General features: G+C 69.9%; 16 protein-coding genes. 8 read left to right on the top strand and 8 right to left on the bottom strand.

Annotation, left to right across the window (positions count from 1 at the left end; genetic code table 11):
* Positions 1-69: 69 nt before the first annotated feature.
* Positions 70-2,163: a transketolase gene (gene tkt / locus ABC270_RS11060; protein WP_412880843.1), complete on the bottom strand. Its 2,094-nt coding sequence runs from the start codon at positions 2,161-2,163 to the stop codon at positions 70-72.
* A 510-nt stretch (positions 2,164-2,673) separates the two neighbouring features.
* Between tkt and ABC270_RS11055 the strand changes: the two genes are divergently transcribed.
* A complete protein-coding gene (locus ABC270_RS11055; protein WP_412882076.1) occupies positions 2,674-3,600 on the top strand; it encodes a heme o synthase in 927 nt (308 codons plus the stop codon).
* A gap of 522 nt (positions 3,601-4,122) precedes the next feature.
* Here the strand turns inward: ABC270_RS11055 and ABC270_RS11050 are convergent.
* Positions 4,123-5,094: a COX15/CtaA family protein gene (locus tag ABC270_RS11050; RefSeq protein WP_412880842.1), complete on the bottom strand. Its 972-nt coding sequence runs from the start codon at positions 5,092-5,094 to the stop codon at positions 4,123-4,125.
* Positions 5,095-5,345: 251 nt separating this feature from the next.
* Between ABC270_RS11050 and sufB the strand changes: the two genes are divergently transcribed.
* The 5 genes from sufB to ABC270_RS11025 all read left to right on the top strand — a co-directional run bounded on the left by sufB (position 5,346) and on the right by ABC270_RS11025 (position 9,577).
* Entirely contained in the window at positions 5,346-6,764 is a 1,419-nt protein-coding gene (gene sufB, locus ABC270_RS11045) for a Fe-S cluster assembly protein SufB (RefSeq protein WP_058725278.1), read from the top strand.
* Positions 6,765-8,036 carry a Fe-S cluster assembly protein SufD gene (sufD, locus tag ABC270_RS11040; RefSeq protein WP_412880841.1) on the top strand — a complete coding sequence of 424 codons (1,272 nt, stop codon included), beginning with the start codon at positions 6,765-6,767 and terminating at the stop codon, positions 8,034-8,036. It abuts the gene before it with no gap.
* On the top strand, positions 8,036-8,362 hold the full coding sequence (locus tag ABC270_RS11035; protein WP_412880840.1) for a non-heme iron oxygenase ferredoxin subunit: 327 nt from the start codon (positions 8,036-8,038) through the stop codon (positions 8,360-8,362). Before sufD ends, ABC270_RS11035 begins: the two co-directional genes overlap by 1 nt.
* Positions 8,363-8,480: 118 nt before the next feature.
* Complete coding sequence (gene sufC, locus ABC270_RS11030) at positions 8,481-9,248, top strand: Fe-S cluster assembly ATPase SufC (protein WP_096900301.1); 768 nt, start codon at positions 8,481-8,483, stop codon at positions 9,246-9,248.
* Positions 9,248-9,577: a metal-sulfur cluster assembly factor gene (locus ABC270_RS11025; RefSeq protein WP_022902786.1), complete on the top strand. Its 330-nt coding sequence runs from the start codon at positions 9,248-9,250 to the stop codon at positions 9,575-9,577. Before sufC ends, ABC270_RS11025 begins: the two co-directional genes overlap by 1 nt.
* A gap of 323 nt (positions 9,578-9,900) precedes the next feature.
* Here ABC270_RS11025 and ABC270_RS11020 read toward each other — a convergent pair whose 3' ends face one another.
* A complete protein-coding gene (locus tag ABC270_RS11020) occupies positions 9,901-10,500 on the bottom strand; it encodes a biotin transporter BioY (RefSeq protein ID WP_412880839.1) in 600 nt (199 codons plus the stop codon).
* A 116-nt stretch (positions 10,501-10,616) separates the two neighbouring features.
* Here ABC270_RS11020 and ABC270_RS11015 point away from each other — a divergent pair, with 116 nt between their 5' ends.
* Positions 10,617-12,215: an ABC-F family ATP-binding cassette domain-containing protein gene (locus tag ABC270_RS11015; RefSeq protein ID WP_412880838.1), complete on the top strand. Its 1,599-nt coding sequence runs from the start codon at positions 10,617-10,619 to the stop codon at positions 12,213-12,215.
* 161 nt (positions 12,216-12,376) lie between these two features.
* On the opposite strand, the gene ABC270_RS11010 is transcribed toward ABC270_RS11015, so the two are convergent.
* Genes ABC270_RS11010 through ABC270_RS11000 form a run of 3 tightly spaced genes read right to left on the bottom strand, consistent with a single transcriptional unit; the run spans position 12,377 to position 14,108 of the window.
* Complete coding sequence (locus tag ABC270_RS11010) at positions 12,377-13,342, bottom strand: SURF1 family cytochrome oxidase biogenesis protein (RefSeq protein WP_412880837.1); 966 nt, start codon at positions 13,340-13,342, stop codon at positions 12,377-12,379.
* Positions 13,339-13,647 (bottom strand): hypothetical protein, encoded by a 309-nt coding sequence (locus ABC270_RS11005; RefSeq protein ID WP_412880836.1) that lies wholly within the window; start codon positions 13,645-13,647, stop codon positions 13,339-13,341. The genes ABC270_RS11010 and ABC270_RS11005 overlap by 4 nt, the downstream gene beginning before the upstream one ends.
* Positions 13,647-14,108: a DUF3099 domain-containing protein gene (locus ABC270_RS11000; protein WP_412880835.1), complete on the bottom strand. Its 462-nt coding sequence runs from the start codon at positions 14,106-14,108 to the stop codon at positions 13,647-13,649. The genes ABC270_RS11005 and ABC270_RS11000 overlap by 1 nt, the downstream gene beginning before the upstream one ends.
* Before the next feature lie 122 nt (positions 14,109-14,230).
* On the opposite strand from ABC270_RS11000, the gene fabG reads away from it, so the two are divergent.
* Positions 14,231-14,944 (top strand): 3-oxoacyl-ACP reductase FabG, encoded by a 714-nt coding sequence (fabG, locus tag ABC270_RS10995; protein ID WP_412880834.1) that lies wholly within the window; start codon positions 14,231-14,233, stop codon positions 14,942-14,944.
* A gap of 115 nt (positions 14,945-15,059) precedes the next feature.
* On the opposite strand, the gene serB is transcribed toward fabG, so the two are convergent.
* A complete protein-coding gene (gene serB, locus ABC270_RS10990; protein ID WP_412880833.1) occupies positions 15,060-15,698 on the bottom strand; it encodes a phosphoserine phosphatase SerB in 639 nt (212 codons plus the stop codon).
* Positions 15,699-15,810: 112 nt separating this feature from the next.
* Positions 15,811-17,052 (bottom strand): glucose-1-phosphate adenylyltransferase, encoded by a 1,242-nt coding sequence (locus tag ABC270_RS10985; protein ID WP_412880832.1) that lies wholly within the window; start codon positions 17,050-17,052, stop codon positions 15,811-15,813.
* Positions 17,053-17,098 lie beyond the last annotated feature (46 nt).

The raw sequence follows: 17,098 nt of genomic DNA, 5'->3' as shown, positions 1-17,098 counted from the left end.
GCGGCGGGGCCGAACCGCGCCTCCCGGCAGAAGGGCCGGATCCGGGTGACCGGACCCGGCCCTGGTGGGTCAGGAAGCCGCGATCGATTCCTTCGCGGCGGCGACGACGTGCTCCGTCGTGAAGCCGAACTCCTTGAAGAGCGTCTGGTAGTCGGCCGAGGCACCGAAGTGCTCGATCGAGACGCTGCGGCCCTTGTCGCCGACGATGTCGCGCCAGCTCATGGCGATCCCGGCCTCGACCGAGACGCGGGCGGTGACGTCCTTCGGGAGGACCTGGTCGCGGTAGTTCTCCGACTGCTCGAAGAACCACTCGAGCGACGGCGCGCTCACGACGCGGGCGTTGATGCCCTCGCCCTTGAGCTGCTCGCGCGCCTCGACCGCGATCTGGACCTCGGAGCCGGTGGCGATGAGGATCACGTCCGGGGTGCCGTTCGGCGCCTCGGCCAGGATGTACGCACCCTTGCCGACGTTCTTCGCCGAGGCCAGCGTCTCGCCGGAGGCCTCGCCCTCGCCGCGCTCGAACACGGGGAGGTTCTGGCGGCTGAGCGCGATGCCGGCCGGACGGTCGCGGTGCTTGAGCATCTCGAGCCAGGCGTACGCGACCTCGTTCGCGTCTGCCGGACGGACGACGTCGAGACCCGGGATCGCACGGAGCGCGGTGAGCTGCTCGATCGGCTGGTGCGTCGGGCCGTCCTCGCCGAGGGCGACCGAGTCGTGCGTCCAGACGTAGATCGCCGGCGCCTTCATGAGCGCGGCGAGGCGGACGGCCGGGCGCATGTAGTCGCTGAAGATGAGGAACGTGCCGCCGAACGGGCGCGTGTTCCCGTGCAGGACGATGCCCGACAGGATCGAGCCCATCGCGTGCTCGCGGATGCCGAAGTGGAGGACACGGCCGTACGGGTCGGTGCTCCAGGTCTTGGTCGAGGCCTCGGCCGGACCGAACGACTTGGCGCCCTCGATCGTGGTCAGGTTCGACTCGGCGAGGTCGGCCGAACCGCCCCAGAACTCGGGCATCAGCGGCGCGATGGCGTTGATGACCTTGCCGGACGCGGCACGGGTGGAGACGGCCTTGTCGGTCGGGAAGACCGGCAGGGCCTCCTCGAGGCCCTCGGGGAGCTCGCCGGCGTTGATGCGGTCGAGCATCGCCTTCTTCTCCGGGTTGGCCGAGGCCCACGCGTCGAAGGTCTTTTGCCACTCGGCGTGCTCCGCCTGGCCATTGGCGACGGCGCCGCGGGTGTACTCGAGCACCTCGGGGTCGACGTGGAAGGTCTGCTCGGGGTCGAAGCCGAGGACCTCCTTGAGACCCTTCAGCTCCTCGCCACCGAGGGCGGAGCCGTGGATCTTGCCGGAGTTCTGCTTGGTCGGCGAAGGCCAACCGATGATGGTCTTGAGGACGATGAGCGACGGCTTGGTCGTCTCGGCCTTGGCGGCCTCGACGGCGCGGTACAGCTCCTCGACGTCCTCGGAGTACTCGCCGGTCTTCTTCCAGTCGACGTGCTGGACGTGCCAACCCAGCGCCTCGTAGCGGGCGGCGACGTCCTCGGAGAACGCGATGTCGGTGTCGTCCTCGATCGAGATCTGGTTCGAGTCGTAGAACACGACCAGGCGGCCGAGCTGCTGGCGGCCCGCGAGGCTCGCGGCCTCGTTCGTGACGCCCTCCTGCATGTCGCCGTCACCGGCGATCACGTAGGTGAAGTGGTCGAACGGGGACTCGCCGTCGGCGGTCTCCGGGTCGAAGAGGCCGCGCTCGAAGCGCTGCGCGTAGCCGAAGCCGACGGCGGAGGCGAGGCCCTGGCCGAGCGGGCCGGTGGTGATCTCGACACCGTCGGTGTGGCCGTACTCCGGGTGACCCGGGGTCTTCGAGCCCCACTTGCGGAGGTGCTGGAGGTCCTCGAGCTCGAGACCGTAGCCGTGCAGGTAGAACTGCACGTACTGGAGGATCGAGGCGTGACCGGCGGAGAGGATGAAGCGGTCGCGGCCGATCCAGGTGGAGTCGCTGGGGTCGCGACGCATCACCTTCTGGAAGAGCAGGTGGGCGACCGGCGCGAGGCTCATCGCGGTGCCGGGGTGACCGTTGCCGGCGGCCTCGACCGAGTCGGCGGCGAGTACGCGGGCCGTGTCGACGGCCTTCCTGTCGATGGCGTCCCAGGTGAATTCAGCCACTTGGATGTTGACCCTTCTTGAATGCGACATGTGCGAGGGCTCGTGCCATCGCACGGACATGATCGCCATCCCGGGGACCGGGGTTCGGGTCGCCGTCTGGCGGCGGCCGACCGGCTCGTCGTGACCGACGTCTTCGGGGCACGCACTGCGGGAGGGCGTCTCCAGCATAGTGACCATGCACTCAGAGAGGTTCCAGGTGACACGGTCTGTCCGCCGTGTGACGACACCGGGTGCAGCGCTCCAATGCCGACCGTCCGGACGGCCCGGGCGTGTCCGGTGACGCGCCTGCCCGTTCGCGGCGGGGACGATCGGGTGGTGACCGCTCGACCGCTGGCCGGTCGTGATCGGTCCGGATGACGGGGCGGGGCATCGTCGCGGCGCCTCGATGGCCTAAACTGGCGACGGCCCGTGTGCATTCCGGGTCGACGCACGCCCGGACGACGACGGAGCCGTCCACCGAGTGTGCGAGCTGACGCGAAACAGACTGAGGTTCCCTTGCCCACTGCCACCGTGACCCGGCCGGACACCGATCGACCCCGATCGACGCTCTCGCGCAAGGTCCGGGCGTACGTCTCGCTGACGAAGCCCCGGGTCATGGAGCTGCTGCTGGTCACCACGGCGCCGACGATGTTCCTCGCCGCCCGCGGTGTGCCGGACCTGTGGCTCGTGTTCTGGACGATGCTCGGCGGCGCGATGTCGGCGGGGGCCGCCTCGGCGTTCAACTGCTACATCGACCGCGACATCGACCGGCTGATGAAGCGCACGAGCACCCGTCCGCTCGTCACCGGCGAGCTCACCGACCGCGAGGCCCTCGTGTTCTCGTGGACGCTCGCCGTCCTCTCGACCGCGGTCCTCGGTCTCCTCGTCAACTGGCTGTCCGCTGCGCTCAGCGTCGTCGCCATCCTGATCTACGTCTGCGTGTACACGCTCTGGCTCAAGCGCCGGACCCCGCAGAACATCGTGTGGGGCGGGTCGGCCGGCTGCATGCCCGTGCTCATCGGCTGGGCCGGGGTCACCGGGTCGCTGACGTGGACGCCGATCATCCTGTTCATGGTGATCTTCCTCTGGACGCCGCCGCACTACTGGCCGCTCTCGATGAAGTACCGCGACGACTACGACGCCGCCGAGGTCCCGATGCTCGCGGTGGTGCGCGGGCGCACGGTCGTCGGCCTCCAGGTGGTCCTGTACGCGTGGGCGACGCTGGTCTGCTCGCTGCTGCTCATCCCGGTGGCGCACATGGGGCCGCTCTACACGGTGGTCGCGCTGGCCGGTGGCATCTGGTTCGTCGTCGAGTCGCACCGCCTGTACTCGCGGGCGATCCAGCACGTCGAGCAGGTGCACCCGATGCGCGTGTTCCACAGCTCGATCACGTACTTGACGCTGCTCTTCATCGCGGTCGGTATCGACCCGCTCCTGCCGCAGGTCTTCCACTTCTAGGGGCCCGTCCCCGCCTTCGTCACGAGACGCGCGCGTTTCGACGTTGCGTGCGTCGATCACGTGGTGCGTTGTCGTGGTGCGTGCGCGCGTGGCCGGTCCGGGCGGCGGCCCGGAGGCCGCGAGGCGGGCCGGCACCGTGCCTCCCGTCCGCCACGTGGTCGCGACGTCCACGAAGCACGCGCGTTTCGACGTTGCGTGCGTCGATCACGCGGTGCGTTGTCGTGGTGCGTGCGCGCGAGTTCGGTCGCGGCGGCCGGGAGGCGTGGGGCGGGTCGGTGTCGTGCCTCCCGTCCGCCACGTGGTCGCGACGTCCACGAAACGCGCGCGTTTCGACATCGCACGCGTCGATCACGCAGTGCGTTGTCGATCCGGGCGTGCGGGGCCGGTCGCGGGGCCGGGAGGCGCGGGGCGGGCCGGTGCCGCGCCTCCCGTCCGGTGTGCGGTCGCGACGTCCACGGGACGGTCCCGGTACGACGAAGCGCGCGTCGATCGACGCGCGCTTCGTCGTACCGGGGGTGACGATCAGGCGTTGAGCGGCTCGCGCACGGCGTCGCGACCGGCGCTCTTCCGTGTGGAGAGCACGACGGCCGTCGTCGCCGCCACGAGCAGGCCGGCGAGCACCATGTGCGTGCCGACCAGCCCGACCGGCAGGCCCGTGCGCGCCTGGGTGAGTCCGACCGCGATCTGGACGAACTCGACCACGAGGAGTGCCAGCGCCCAGCGGCTCGAGAGCTGCAGGCGGACCGCCCCGACGACGAGCACGAGCGTCAGCGCGAAGAGGACGTAGGCGGGGACCGCGTGGACGTGCTCCATGACCGCGGGATCGAAGCCGGTGCGGTGGAGGCGACCGCCGTCGACGGCCTCGTCGGCGCCGGCGTGCGGCCCGCTGCCGGTCGTGAGGATGCCGACGAGGACGGTGACCACGACGGCCGCGACGGTGCCGCGGACGACGTTCGTGTACCAGGCGGGGACGAGTCGGACGGCGGTGCGGGGCCCGTTCAGCGCGCGGTAGACGAGCGCGGCGGTGACCGAGGTCAGTGCGGCCGAGACGACGAAGTGCAGTCCGACGACGAAGGGGTTGAGGTTGGTCCAGACGCTGATGCCGCCGAGGAGCGCCTGCCCGGGGATCGCGGCACCCTGCGCGAACGCGAGCCAGAACAGTTCGGGACGGGTGCGCCGCATGCGGACGACGGTCAGGAACGTGGCGACGGCGACGACGACCAGCACGAAGGTGAGCAGGCGGTTCCCGAACTCGATGATGCCGTGCACACCCATCTCGGGGGTCGACACGAGCGAGTCGGCGGTGCACTTCGGCCAGGTCGGGCAGCCGAGCCCCGACGCCGTCAACCGCACGAGGCCACCGGTGCCGATGAGGACGACCTCGACGACGAACGACGCCCACGCCAGCCAGATCACGCGAGCGTCGACGGTGCGGGGGAGGGACCACCACCGGGTGCGGACGTCCAGCTCGACGGGGGATCCGACGCGAGTCACGAGGGTGGTGCCTTCCTGTTGTTCCGTGCACCGAACCTGTAGGATTCGAGGGTTCAGCGGCAGTCAAGTCTAGGCAGGCGCCGGCTCCGAATGGGCCGAGATCGTCACTACGGCCCGCGACCGCGTGGAACCATTGACGTTGCGAGGTAGCAGCACCCTGGCCGCCCGTGTCGGTGGCCCGGGGTGGAATGGCGTCCAGCCGTGCCGGGTTGGTCCTGGTGACGCTGCCGCGAGAAGGAAACGAGGAGACCATGTCCGACGTGCTCATCGACCGTCCCGAGCTCGAAGGGCTCGGCCAATACGAGTTCGGCTGGTCCGACTCCGACTCCGCCGGCGCCTCCGCACGGCGTGGTCTCTCGGAAGAGGTCGTCGCCGACATCTCGGCGCGCAAGTCCGAGCCGGAGTGGATGACGAAGAACCGTCTCAAGGCGCTCACGCTGTTCGACCGGAAGCCGATGCCCTCCTGGGGCGCGGACCTGTCGGACATCGACTTCGACAACATCAAGTACTTCGTGAAGTCCACGGAGAAGCAGGCCCAGACCTGGGAAGAGCTCCCTGAGGACATCCGCAACACCTACGAGCGTCTCGGCATCCCCGAGGCCGAGCGTCAGCGGCTCGTCGCCGGCGTGGCCGCGCAGTACGAGTCCGAGGTCGTCTACCACCAGATCCGCGAGGACCTGGAGCAGCAGGGCGTCATCTTCATGGACACCGACACGGCGCTCCGCGAGCACCCGGAGTTCTTCGAGGAGTACTTCGGCACGGTGATCCCCGCCGGCGACAACAAGTTCGCCGCGCTGAACACCGCGGTGTGGTCCGGCGGGTCCTTCGTCTACGTGCCGAAGGGCGTCCACGTCGAGATCCCGCTGCAGGCCTACTTCCGGATCAACACCGAGAACATGGGCCAGTTCGAGCGGACGCTGATCATCGCGGACGAGGACTCCTACGTCCACTACATCGAGGGCTGCACGGCACCGATCTACAAGTCGGACTCGCTGCACTCAGCGGTCGTCGAGATCATCGTCAAGAAGAACGCGCGCGTCCGCTACACGACGATCCAGAACTGGTCGAGCAACGTCTACAACCTCGTCACCAAGCGCGCGATCGCGCACGAGGGCGCGACGATGGAGTGGATCGACGGGAACATCGGGTCGAAGGTCACGATGAAGTACCCGTCGATCTACCTCGCCGGTGAGCACGCCAAGGGCGAGACCCTCTCGGTCGCCTTCGCGGGTCCGGGCCAGCACCAGGACGCCGGCGCGAAGATGATCCACATGGCGCCGTACACCACCTCGTCGATCGTCTCGAAGTCGATCGCCCGTGGGGGCGGTCGTGCGGGGTACCGCGGTGAGGTCCGGGTCGACCCGAACGCGCACCACGCGGCCAACACCGTGCGGTGCGACGCGCTGCTCGTGGACACCGTGAGCCGTTCGGACACCTACCCGGCGATCGACATCCGCGTCGACGACGTCCAGCTCGGCCACGAGGCCACGGTCTCCCGCGTGAGCGAGGAGCAGCTCTTCTACCTCATGTCCCGCGGTCTGCCCGAGGACGAGGCGATGGCGATGATCGTCCGCGGCTTCATCGAGCCGATCGCCCGCGAGCTCCCGATGGAGTACGCGCTCGAACTCAACAAGCTCATCGAGATGAGCATGGAAGGATCCGTCGGCTAGATGTCCAGCACCACCGAACAGCCCAGCGCCGCCAGCACCAGCGGCACCGAGCAGCACGGCGCTCGTGCGCACTCCGACGGCGGGTGGGACGCGGCCGACAAGAAGGTCCCCGTCCAGACCCGGTCGGAGCGGTTCCGGTCCGCCGACCTCGACGCGTTCCCGAAGGTCACCGGCCGTGAGGTGAACTGGAAGTTCGCCCCGCTCGCCAAGCTGCAGCCGCTCCTCGACGGCGGACTCGACGGCGCGCCGTACCCGTACCTCGCTCGCCAGTCCGAGGGCGCCGACGTCGAGTGGGTCCGCAGTGACGACCAGCGGGTCGGATCCGCCGGTCTGCCCGAGGACCGTGCCTCCGCTGCCGCCTGGACGGCGCGCGACGCGGTGCTCGCGGTCACGATCAAGCCGACCGAGCAGCACGAGTTCATCACGATCACGCGATCGGACTTCGGTGCGCAGCCCCGCGCGGCCCACACCGTGATCACGGCGGAGCCGAACGCGCAGGGCATCGTGGTGATCGACAACCGCGGTTCGGCGCTGCTCAGCGAGAACATCGAGATCGTGGTCCGTGACAACGCCCGCCTCACGGTCGTCAGCCTGCAGGACTGGGACGACGACGCGGTGCACGTGTCGACGCACTTCGCCGAGGTCGGTCGTGACGCGTTCCTCAAGCACGTGGTCGTCTCGCTCGGTGGCGACGTCATCCGGGTGAACCCGTCGACGCACCTCGGTGCGCAGGGCGCCGACACCGAGATGTACGGCGTGTACTTCGCCGACGCCGGGCAGTACATCGAGCAGCAGGTCTACGTGAACCACGACGCGCCGAACACGCGCGGTCGGGTCAACTACAAGGGCGCGCTGCAGGGCGAGGGCGCACACACGGTGTGGATCGGCGACGTCCTCATCGGCCGTCCGGCGGACGGCACGGACTCCTACGAGCAGAACCGCAACCTCGTCCTCACCGACGGCACGCGTGCGGACAGCATCCCGAACCTCGAGATCGAGACCGGCAACATCGAGGGTGCCGGTCACGCCAGCGCCACCGGCCGGTTCGACGACGAGCAGCTGTTCTACCTGCAGGCCAGGGGCATCCCCGAGGAAGAGGCACGTCGCCTCGTCGTGCTCGGGTTCCTCGTCGAGGTGATCCAGAAGATCGGCGCGCCCGAGCTCGAGGAGCGCCTCATCGCGGCGGTCGAGGAGGAACTGGCGGCGGGTCGTTCGGTCATCGCCGAGGCGGACCCCGAGGTCGTCTCCGAGACAGCGCAGGCGGGCGCCTGATGGCCGAGAAGGTCTGCGCCGAGGCCGACATCGCGGTCGACAGCCCGATGCGGGTGGTCGTCGACGGCACAGCGGTCGCGATCGTGAAGGACTCCGCGGGCGTCGTGCACGCCATCGGGGACACCTGCACGCACGGCGACATCTCCCTCGCAGAAGGCTTCGTCGAGGGGGACGCGCTCGAGTGCTGGGCGCACGGGTCGAAGTTCTCGCTGACGACCGGCAAGCCGCAGAACTTCCCGGCGTACGAGCCGGTGCCGGTCTTCCGGGTCGAGGTCCGTGACGGCGACGTCTACGTCGACGTGCACGACACCGTCCCGGTCGACTGACCCGCTCCGTCCACGACGACCCGTCGTCCGGACGACCGGCGACCACCCCGGGCCCGTGCGGCCCCCACACATCGATTCGCGGCTGACGCCGCACACCAGCTGCAACCGAAGGAACGCAATGTCCACTCTCGAAATCCGCGACCTCCAGGTCTCGATCGACACCGATCAGGGCACCAAGGAGATCCTCAAGGGCGTCGACCTCACCATCAACGAGGGTGAGATCCACGCGATCATGGGCCCGAACGGCTCCGGCAAGTCGACCCTCGCCTACACGATCGCCGGGCACCCGCGCTACAACGTCGACGGCGGCTCGATCACGCTCGACGGCGAGGACGTCCTCGCGATGAGCGTCGACGAGCGCGCCCGCGCCGGCATGTTCCTCGCCATGCAGTACCCGGTCGAGATCCCGGGTGTGACCGTGTCGAACTTCCTCCGCACCGCGAAGACCGCCATCGACGGCGAGGCCCCGGCGCTCCGCGGCTGGGTCAAGGACCTCCGGCAGTCGATGTCGGACCTCAAGATGGACAGCTCGTTCGCCGAGCGCAACGTCAACGAGGGCTTCTCCGGCGGGGAGAAGAAGCGCCACGAGATCATGCAGCTCGAGCTCCTCAAGCCGAAGTTCGCCGTCCTCGACGAGACCGACTCCGGTCTCGACGTCGACGCGCTGAAGATCGTGTCCGAGGGTGTGAACCGTGCCAAGGCGGCGACCGGCCTCGGCGTGCTGCTCATCACGCACTACACGCGCATCCTCCGCTACATCAAGCCGGACTTCGTGCACGTGTTCGTCGCCGGCAAGGTGGCGGAGCAGGGTGGCCCCGAGCTGGCCGAGCGCCTCGAGAACGAGGGCTACGACCGCTACGTCCAGGCCGCAGCGGCGGGCAACTGATGATCACCGCGCTCTCACCGGAGAAGTTCGACGAGGTCGTCGAGGGCCTGAAGGAGGTCCAGGACCCCGAGCTCGGCGTCAACATCGTCGACCTCGGCCTGATCTACGACCTCGCGATGGACGACGAGGCGAACGCGCTCGTGATCAGCATGACGCTCACGAGTGCGGGCTGCCCGCTGACGGACGTCATCGAGGGCGACACGGCGAACGCGCTCGACGGGATCGTCGACGCGTTCCGGATCAACTGGGTCTGGATGCCGCCGTGGGGTCCGGAGCGGATCACGGACGACGGGCGCGAGATGATGCGCGCGCTCGGCTTCTCGATCTAGCCGCCACGCGACACAGACGGGAGGCGCGGTGCCAGCTGGCACCGCGCCTCCCGTTCGTCGTGTGGGCGCGCTGGTCGTGGCGACACGCCCGCCGGGGTCCGCCGAGGTCGCACGAACCGTCGCTTCCGCGGCACGTGGGCGACACTTCGTGCGACCTCGCCGTATCGCGTGCGGCATGTCGTGCGACCGCGGCGTCCGCGCTCGGGCGTGTCACGCCGACCCGCCGAGCGGTACCCGCGGACGCCGACACGACCGCCGGACAGCACAACGGCCGAGGTTCCGGCATCCTGGAACCCCGGCCGCTGCCGAGAGGTGTGCGGCGCTCAGCGCCGGCCGACGGCCTTCCACGCCAGGGGCAGGACGCCCGCCGCGATGAGGGCCTTCGCCACGCCGCCGACCACGAACGGGTACAGGCCCGCCGCGAGCACGCTCTGCAGGTCGTTCGGCGCGCCGAGGTGCCCGAGCGACGCCGCGAGCCAGGGCAGGCCGGCCACGAACGGGATCGCGCTCGCGAGCAGCATCGCGACCGTGGCACGGCCGACGTGGCGGTCCCAGTTGCGCCGAGCGAACCAGCCGACGAGCCCCGCGGCCGGGACGAACCCGATGACGTAGCCGAAGCTCGGCGACGCGAGCGCGGACAGCCCGCCCGAGAACCCGGCGAAGAACGGCGCACCGGCGAGCCCGGCGACCGCGTAGACGAGCAGCGAGAGCATGCCGCGCCGAGCGCCGAGCGTGGCGCCGACGAGGACGACGGCCAGGGTCTGCCCGGTGATCGGCACGGGCCACATGGGCACCTCGACCTGCGCCATGGCGGCGGTGAAGAGCGCACCGCCCGCGACGAGGGCGGCATCGGTGGCCAGGCCGTGGGTGCGCAGACGGTCGGCGAGCACTGCGCGGCGAGCGAACCCGGTGGCGTTCGTCATGGATTCTCCTAGAATGGACTGCTGGTCCCGTTCTGGGACCATCGGTCCCGTCAGCGTAGCGGTGCACCTCCCGCACACGTCGTTGTGCAAAACCACCAACTGATTGGACGTCCACTGTGCTTGCCGTGCACGATCTCGAGATCCGCGTCGGGGCCCGCCTCCTCATGGAGAACGTCTCCTTCCGTGTCGAGAAGGGCGACAAGATCGGTCTCGTCGGCCGCAACGGTGCCGGCAAGACCACGATGACGAAGGCGCTGGCGGGGGAGACGCAGCCCACCGCCGGGAAGATCGAGCGCGGCGGGGAGATCGGCTACCTGCCGCAGGACCCCCGCTCCGGAAACCCCGAGGACACCGCCCGCAAGCGCATCCTCGACGCCCGCGGTCTCGGTGAGCTCGTCGAGGGCATCCGGCTCGCGACGCTGGACATGGCGAGCGACGACCCCGACGTCGCCGAGAAGGCGATGCGCCGGTACAGCCGCCTCGACGACCAGTTCAACGCGCTCGGCGGGTACGCGGCCGAGGCTGAGGCGGCGTCCATCGCGTCGAACCTCAAGCTGCCGGACCGCATCCTCGACCAGCCGCTCAAGACGCTCTCGGGCGGTCAGCGTCGACGCATCGAGCTCGCGCGCATCCTGTTCTCCGACGCCGAGACGATGATCCTCGACGAGCCGACGAACCACCTCGACGCCGACTCGATCGTCTGGCTGCGCGAGCACCTCAAGACCTACCCCGGCGGCGTGATCGTGATCTCGCACGACGTCGAGCTCGTGGACGAGGTCGTCAACCGGGTCTTCTACCTCGACGCCAACCGGCAGTGCATCGACGTCTACAACATGGGGTGGAAGCTCTACCAGCGGCAGCGCGCCGCCGACGAGGAGCGCCGCCGCAAGGAGCGCGCGAACGCCGAGAAGAAGGCTGCGACGCTCAAGGACCAGGCCGCACGCTTCGGTGCGAAGGCGACGAAGGCTGCCGCAGCGCACCAGATGGTCGCGCGGGCCGAGAAGCTCCTGGCCGGCCTCGAGGACGAGCGCGCCGTCGACCGCGTCGCGAAGCTGCGGTTCCCGACCCCGACGCCGTGCGGGCGGACGCCGCTCATGGCGGAGGGACTGTCGAAGTCCTACGGCTCGTTGGAGATCTTCGCGGGCGTGGACCTCGCGATCGACCGCGGCTCGCGGGTCGTCATCCTCGGCTTCAACGGTGCTGGCAAGACCACGCTCCTCCGCATCCTCGCGGGCGCCGACCAACCGGACACGGGCGAAATCCTGCCCGGTCACGGTCTGCGCATCGGGTACTACGCGCAGGAGCACGAGAACATCGACGTGAACCGCACCGTCATCGAGAACATGGTGTCGGCGTCGAACGACCTCAACGAGACCGAGGCGCGGCGGGTCCTCGGGTCGTTCCTGTTCACGGGGGACGACGGCTACAAGAAGGCCGGCGTCCTGTCCGGCGGTGAGAAGACCCGCCTGTCGCTCGCGATGATCGTCGTGTCGGGTGCGAACGTGCTGCTGCTCGACGAGCCGACGAACAACCTCGACCCGGCCTCGCGCGAGGAGATCCTCGGCGCCCTCGCGGGCTACGAGGGGGCGGTCGTGCTCGTGTCGCACGACGCGGGCGCGGTCGAGGCCCTCAACCCGGAGCGCGTCCTCCTGCTGCCGGACGGCACCGAGGACCACTGGAACAAGGAGTACGCGGAGCTCATCGAGCTCGCCTGACCGGCGTGCGCGCGGTGCGCGACACCGGACTGGAGGCACGGTGCCGGCTGGCACTCCTCCCTCGCAGGCTCGGTCGGCGCGCCCCGCGTGACGCTGGCGCGTCAGCGCTGAGCGGGACGCGCTCCGGTCCGTCAGGTGGTCGCGTCAGCGACGCGGCGGTCTCAGGACCGCACGTCGAGCAGTTCGTCCTCGACCTCGGCGTCGGACTTCGGCTTCGCGTCCCTGCGCCGACGGCGCTCCTCGGCGCGCTCCCGCTCCTCGGGGTCGTCCTGGTTGAGGTTCCGGTACTCCTGCACCATCACGTAGCCGAGGAAGCCGAAGCCGCCGGCGGCGAACAGGAACCACTGGATGAAGTAGCTGAGGTGCAGCCCGGTGTCGGCCGACGGGCGGTCCCAGCCGAGCGGCGGGTCCTCCGACGGAGCCGGTGACTCGGAGGCGAGCTGCCCGTAGGCGCCGGTCCAGATCGGCATCCCGACCTTGTCGCGCACGTCCGCGAGCGTGACCGACTGCACCTGGTCGGTGTGCGACGGGTCCGAGCGACCGGGGATCCGCGGTTCGCTCTGCTGCAGGCGCACGACGACGGTGACCTCGCCGCTCGGGGGTGCCGGTACGTGGTCTGGCGCGTCCTGTCGGTTGCCCGTCGGCACCCACCCGCGGTCGACGATGAACGCGCGGCCGTCCGCGGTGACGAGCGGGGTGAGGACTTCGAAGCCGGGCTGGCCGTTGTGCACGCGGTTCCGGACCAGGAGCTGCGCGTCGGTGTCGTAGCGGCCGGTGGCGGTGACCCGGAGCCAGGTCTGGTCGTCGTCCCAGCTCGAGGCCCGCGGGAGCGCCCGGTCGAGCGGGACCGGGGTGTGGTCGTAGTTCTGCGCGATCTGCTCGTTCTGGCGGACGGCCTCGTTCCGGCGGTCCCACTGCCACATGCCGAACAGGGCGCAGACGATCGCGAAGGCCACGGCGATCGCGAAGTAGCCGAGCCATCGACGGCTCCGGACGAAGCGCCAGCCGACGAACGGCTCGTCGGGATCGTGGTCGGGCGATGCGTCCGGCGTCGGGACGACCTCGCGCTGCAGCTTGGCGGCGTGCCGTCGGCCGTACCGGGAGCTCGGGTCGAAACCGTCGGTCATCGATCGGTGCCGGTGGCGCGCACCCCGACGTCGTTCTTCGGCCCGGCGTTGGGGTCGCGGAGGTCGTCGAGGCGGTCGACGTCCTCGTGCATGCCGGTGACCCGGACCGGGAAGCTCCGCGAACGGAGGTAGTCGGCGAGGAAGTCGCGGTGGTCCTCGCACGCGGCCCAGATCTTCACCCGGTCGGTCGCGTGGATGCGCGGGTTCCGCCAGTTGATGCGCCACTCGGCGGTCTCGCTGCAACCGGCGCGCGAGCACACCGGGGTGGAGCCGGGCTCCGTGAAGAGGTCGAACGTCGCCCCCATCAGCGCCGTCCGCCGGTCTTCGGGGGCCAGACGTTCGTGTGGTCGCCGTGTCGCTGCCACTCGTCCTGCGCGTGCTGCGCCTGGTCGCGCAGACGGTCCTGCTCGTCGCGGTAGGCCTGCGCGCGGGCGGCCTCCTGCTCCTCACGGATGCGCACGTCGTCGGCGTCGTAGAGCTGGATCGCCCCGGCCGGGGCGACGACGTCGTTCTCGGCGCGGTTGCCGGCGTTCGCGAGGATGACCGCGACCCAGGGGATGACGCCCGCGAGGATGATCGGGATCACCACGAGCCACGTGTGGAACGCCGTCCAGACGAGCACCGCGGCGACGAAGCAGACGACCCTGACGGCCATCTGCCAGACGTACCGGGAGAGCCGGTGTGCACGATCTTGCTCCGGCGACTCGGGGAGCGCCGTGATGCTGTGCGTGGTCTTCATTCGGATGTCCATCGTCTCCTTGGACAAGCCTAAGCCTCCGTCGGACATTCCGGTTCCGCCGCGCGCGATCGGAGTGCGCGGATCGGCTCGGGTACGCTCGTCCGGGCGTGTCCGGCGGCACGCCGTCCGACACACCCCGAGGAGCGACCATGAGCACCCCCCGTACCGTCCTGATCACCGGCGGCAACCGCAGCATCGGCCTCGCGCTCGCGGAGCGCTTCGTCGCCGAGGGACACCGGGTCGCGGTCACCTCCCGCAGCGGGACGGGCGGTCCCGAGGGCGCGCTCACCGTGCAGGCCGACATCACGGACACGGCTTCGGTGGACGCGGCCTTCACGCAGGTCGAGGCCGAACTCGGCCCGGTCGAGGTGCTCGTCGCGAACGCCGGCATCACGAACGATCAGCTGCTGCTCCGCATGTCGGAGGAGGACTTCACGAGCGTCATCGACACGAACCTCACCGGGACGTTCCGCGTGGTCAAGCGCGCCACGAAGGGCATGATGAAGGCGAAGTTCGGCCGGATCGTGCTCATGGGCAGCGTCGTCGGGACCTTCGGCCAGGTCGGGCAGGTCAACTACGCGTCGTCGAAGGCCGCGCTCATCGGCATGGCCCGGTCGATCACGCGCGAGCTCGGCTCCCGCGGCATCACCGCCAACGTCGTCACGCCGGGGTTCATCCAGACGGACATGACCGCATCGCTGCCCGACGAGCTCGTCGCCGAGTTCAAGAAGCAGATCCCGGCCTCCCGTTACGGCACCGTGGACGACGTCGCGGACGCCACGCTGTTCCTCGCGGGCGACGGTGCCGGGTACATCTCCGGCGCGGTGGTCCCGGTCGACGGCGGCCTCGGGATGGGCCACTAGTCCGAGGATCTGCGCGCCGAGCCTCGCCTCGGCGGACAGTTCCCCGGCCGCTCAGCCGCGGAACTGTCCGCGGGGCCGAGTCTCGGCGCGGCCCGGTCGGTCCATTCGGGGACGGTCAGCCGCGCAGGCCCATCGTCGCCAGCACGGCGGACAGGTCGCGGTCGACCACGGCGAGGTCCGCCTCGGCGCGGACCCGGGGCTTCGCGTCGAACGCCACCGACAGGCCGGCGATCCGCATCATCTCGAGGTCGTTCGCGCCGTCACCCACCGCGACCGTCCGGGCCGGTTCGACACCGTCCGTCGCCGCCCACTCCCGGAGCGCGGCGGCCTTGGCGTGCGCGTCCACCACGTCGCCGAGGACACGGCCGGTGAGCACCCCGTCGACCACCTCGAGGCGGTTCGCCCGGCAGTGGTCGAGGCCGAGCTCGGCGGCGAAGGGGTCGAGCACCTCGTGGAACCCGCCGGACACGACGGCGGCGGCGCCGCCGGCGGCGTGCACTCCGCGGACGAGCTCCTCGGCACCCCGCGTCACGCGGACCGCCTGCTGTGCGCTTCGGAAGACGTCGTCCTGGAGGCCCGCAAGGGTCGCGACACGCTCCCGGAGGCTCTCCGCGAAGTCGATCTCGCCCCGCATGGCGCGCTCCGTGACCGCCGCGACCTGTGGCCGGGTCCCCGCCGCGTCGGCGAGGAGTTCGATCACCTCGTCTTCGAGGAGCGTGGAATCGGCATCGAGGACGACGAGGAAGCGGGGCACGGACCAACGCTACCGACAGCAGGAGGCGCGGCGACGTCTGTGACGTCAGCCGCGCCTCCCGGCCGGTGTGGCGTCGCGACGCGTCTCGCCACGACCCGCCCCGCACGTCCGATCAGGCCTCGACGCGGACGCCCTTGCCGACCACGGTGATCCCGGACTCGGTGACGGTGAAGCCGCGGGCCTCGTCGGCCTCGCGATCGACCCCGACCCGGGCGCCCGGTGCGATGATCACGTCCTTGTCGAGGATCGCGCGGTTGACGACCGCGCCAGCGCCGATCGAGGCGCGCTCGAACACGATGGAGTCGAGGACCTGCGCACCGGAGTCGATGCCGCACCACGGGCCGATCATGCTGCGCTCGACCTGCGCTCCGGAGACGAGGCAGCCGAGGGACACGAGGGAGTCCACCGTCGAGCCGGTGTTGCCGTTCGCGTCGCGGACGAACTTCGCCGGCGGCAGGTTCGTCTGCTGGTTGAAGATCGGCCAGTCCTGGTTGTACAGGTTGAAGACGGGCACCGGGGCGATGAGGTCCATGTGCGCGTCGAAGAACGAGTCGATCGTCCCCACATCGCGCCAGTAGTACCGGTCGCGTTCGTTCGAGCCGGGCACGTCGTTGCGCTTGAGGTCGTACACGCCGGCGTCACCGCGTGACACGAAGTCCGGCACGATGTCGCCGCCCATGTCGTGGTTCGACGTCTCGATCTGTCCGTCACGGAGCACGGCGTCCACGAGCGCGTCGGCGTCGAAGACGTAGTTGCCCATCGACGCGAGGATCTCGCCGGGGGAGTCGGCCAGGCCGACCGCGTCCTTCGGCTTCTCGAGGAACGCGTCGATCTTCGTCGGGTCGTCCTCGGCGACCTGGATGACACCGAACTGGTCGGCGAGGCCGATCGGCTGGCGGATCGCGGCGACCGTGGCACTGCGGCCGGACGCGATGTGGGCCTCGACCATCTGGTGGAAGTCCATCCGGTAGACGTGGTCGGCACCGACCACGACGACGATGTCGGGGCGCTCGTCCCGGAGGAGGTTGAGGGACTGCAGGATCGCGTCGGCCGACCCGGCGAACCAGCGCTTGCCGAGCCGCTGCTGCGCGGGCACCGACGCGACGTAGGAGCCGAGCAGCCCCTCCATGCGCCACGTCTCGGCGACGTGCCGGTCGAGGCTGTGCGACTTGTACTGCGTCAGGACGACGATCTTCTGCAGCCCGGAGTTCACGAGGTTCGACAGCGCGAAGTCGATGAGCCGGAAGTTGCCGCCGAACGGGACTGCTGGTTTCGCGCGGTCTGCCGTGAGCGGCATGAGGCGCTTGCCCTCTCCGCCGGCGAGGACGATGCCGAAGACCTTCTTTGGTGCCATACCGCTCACAGTATGCGTCCGGACCGGTGAACGGTTACGTTGAACC

The sequence above is a fragment of the Curtobacterium phoenicis genome, from assembly GCF_047238015.1.
Lineage (GTDB): Bacteria > Actinomycetota > Actinomycetes > Actinomycetales > Microbacteriaceae > Curtobacterium.
Note: the sequence above shows the minus strand (reverse complement) of the source record. Positions and strands in the feature narration are given on the sequence as shown.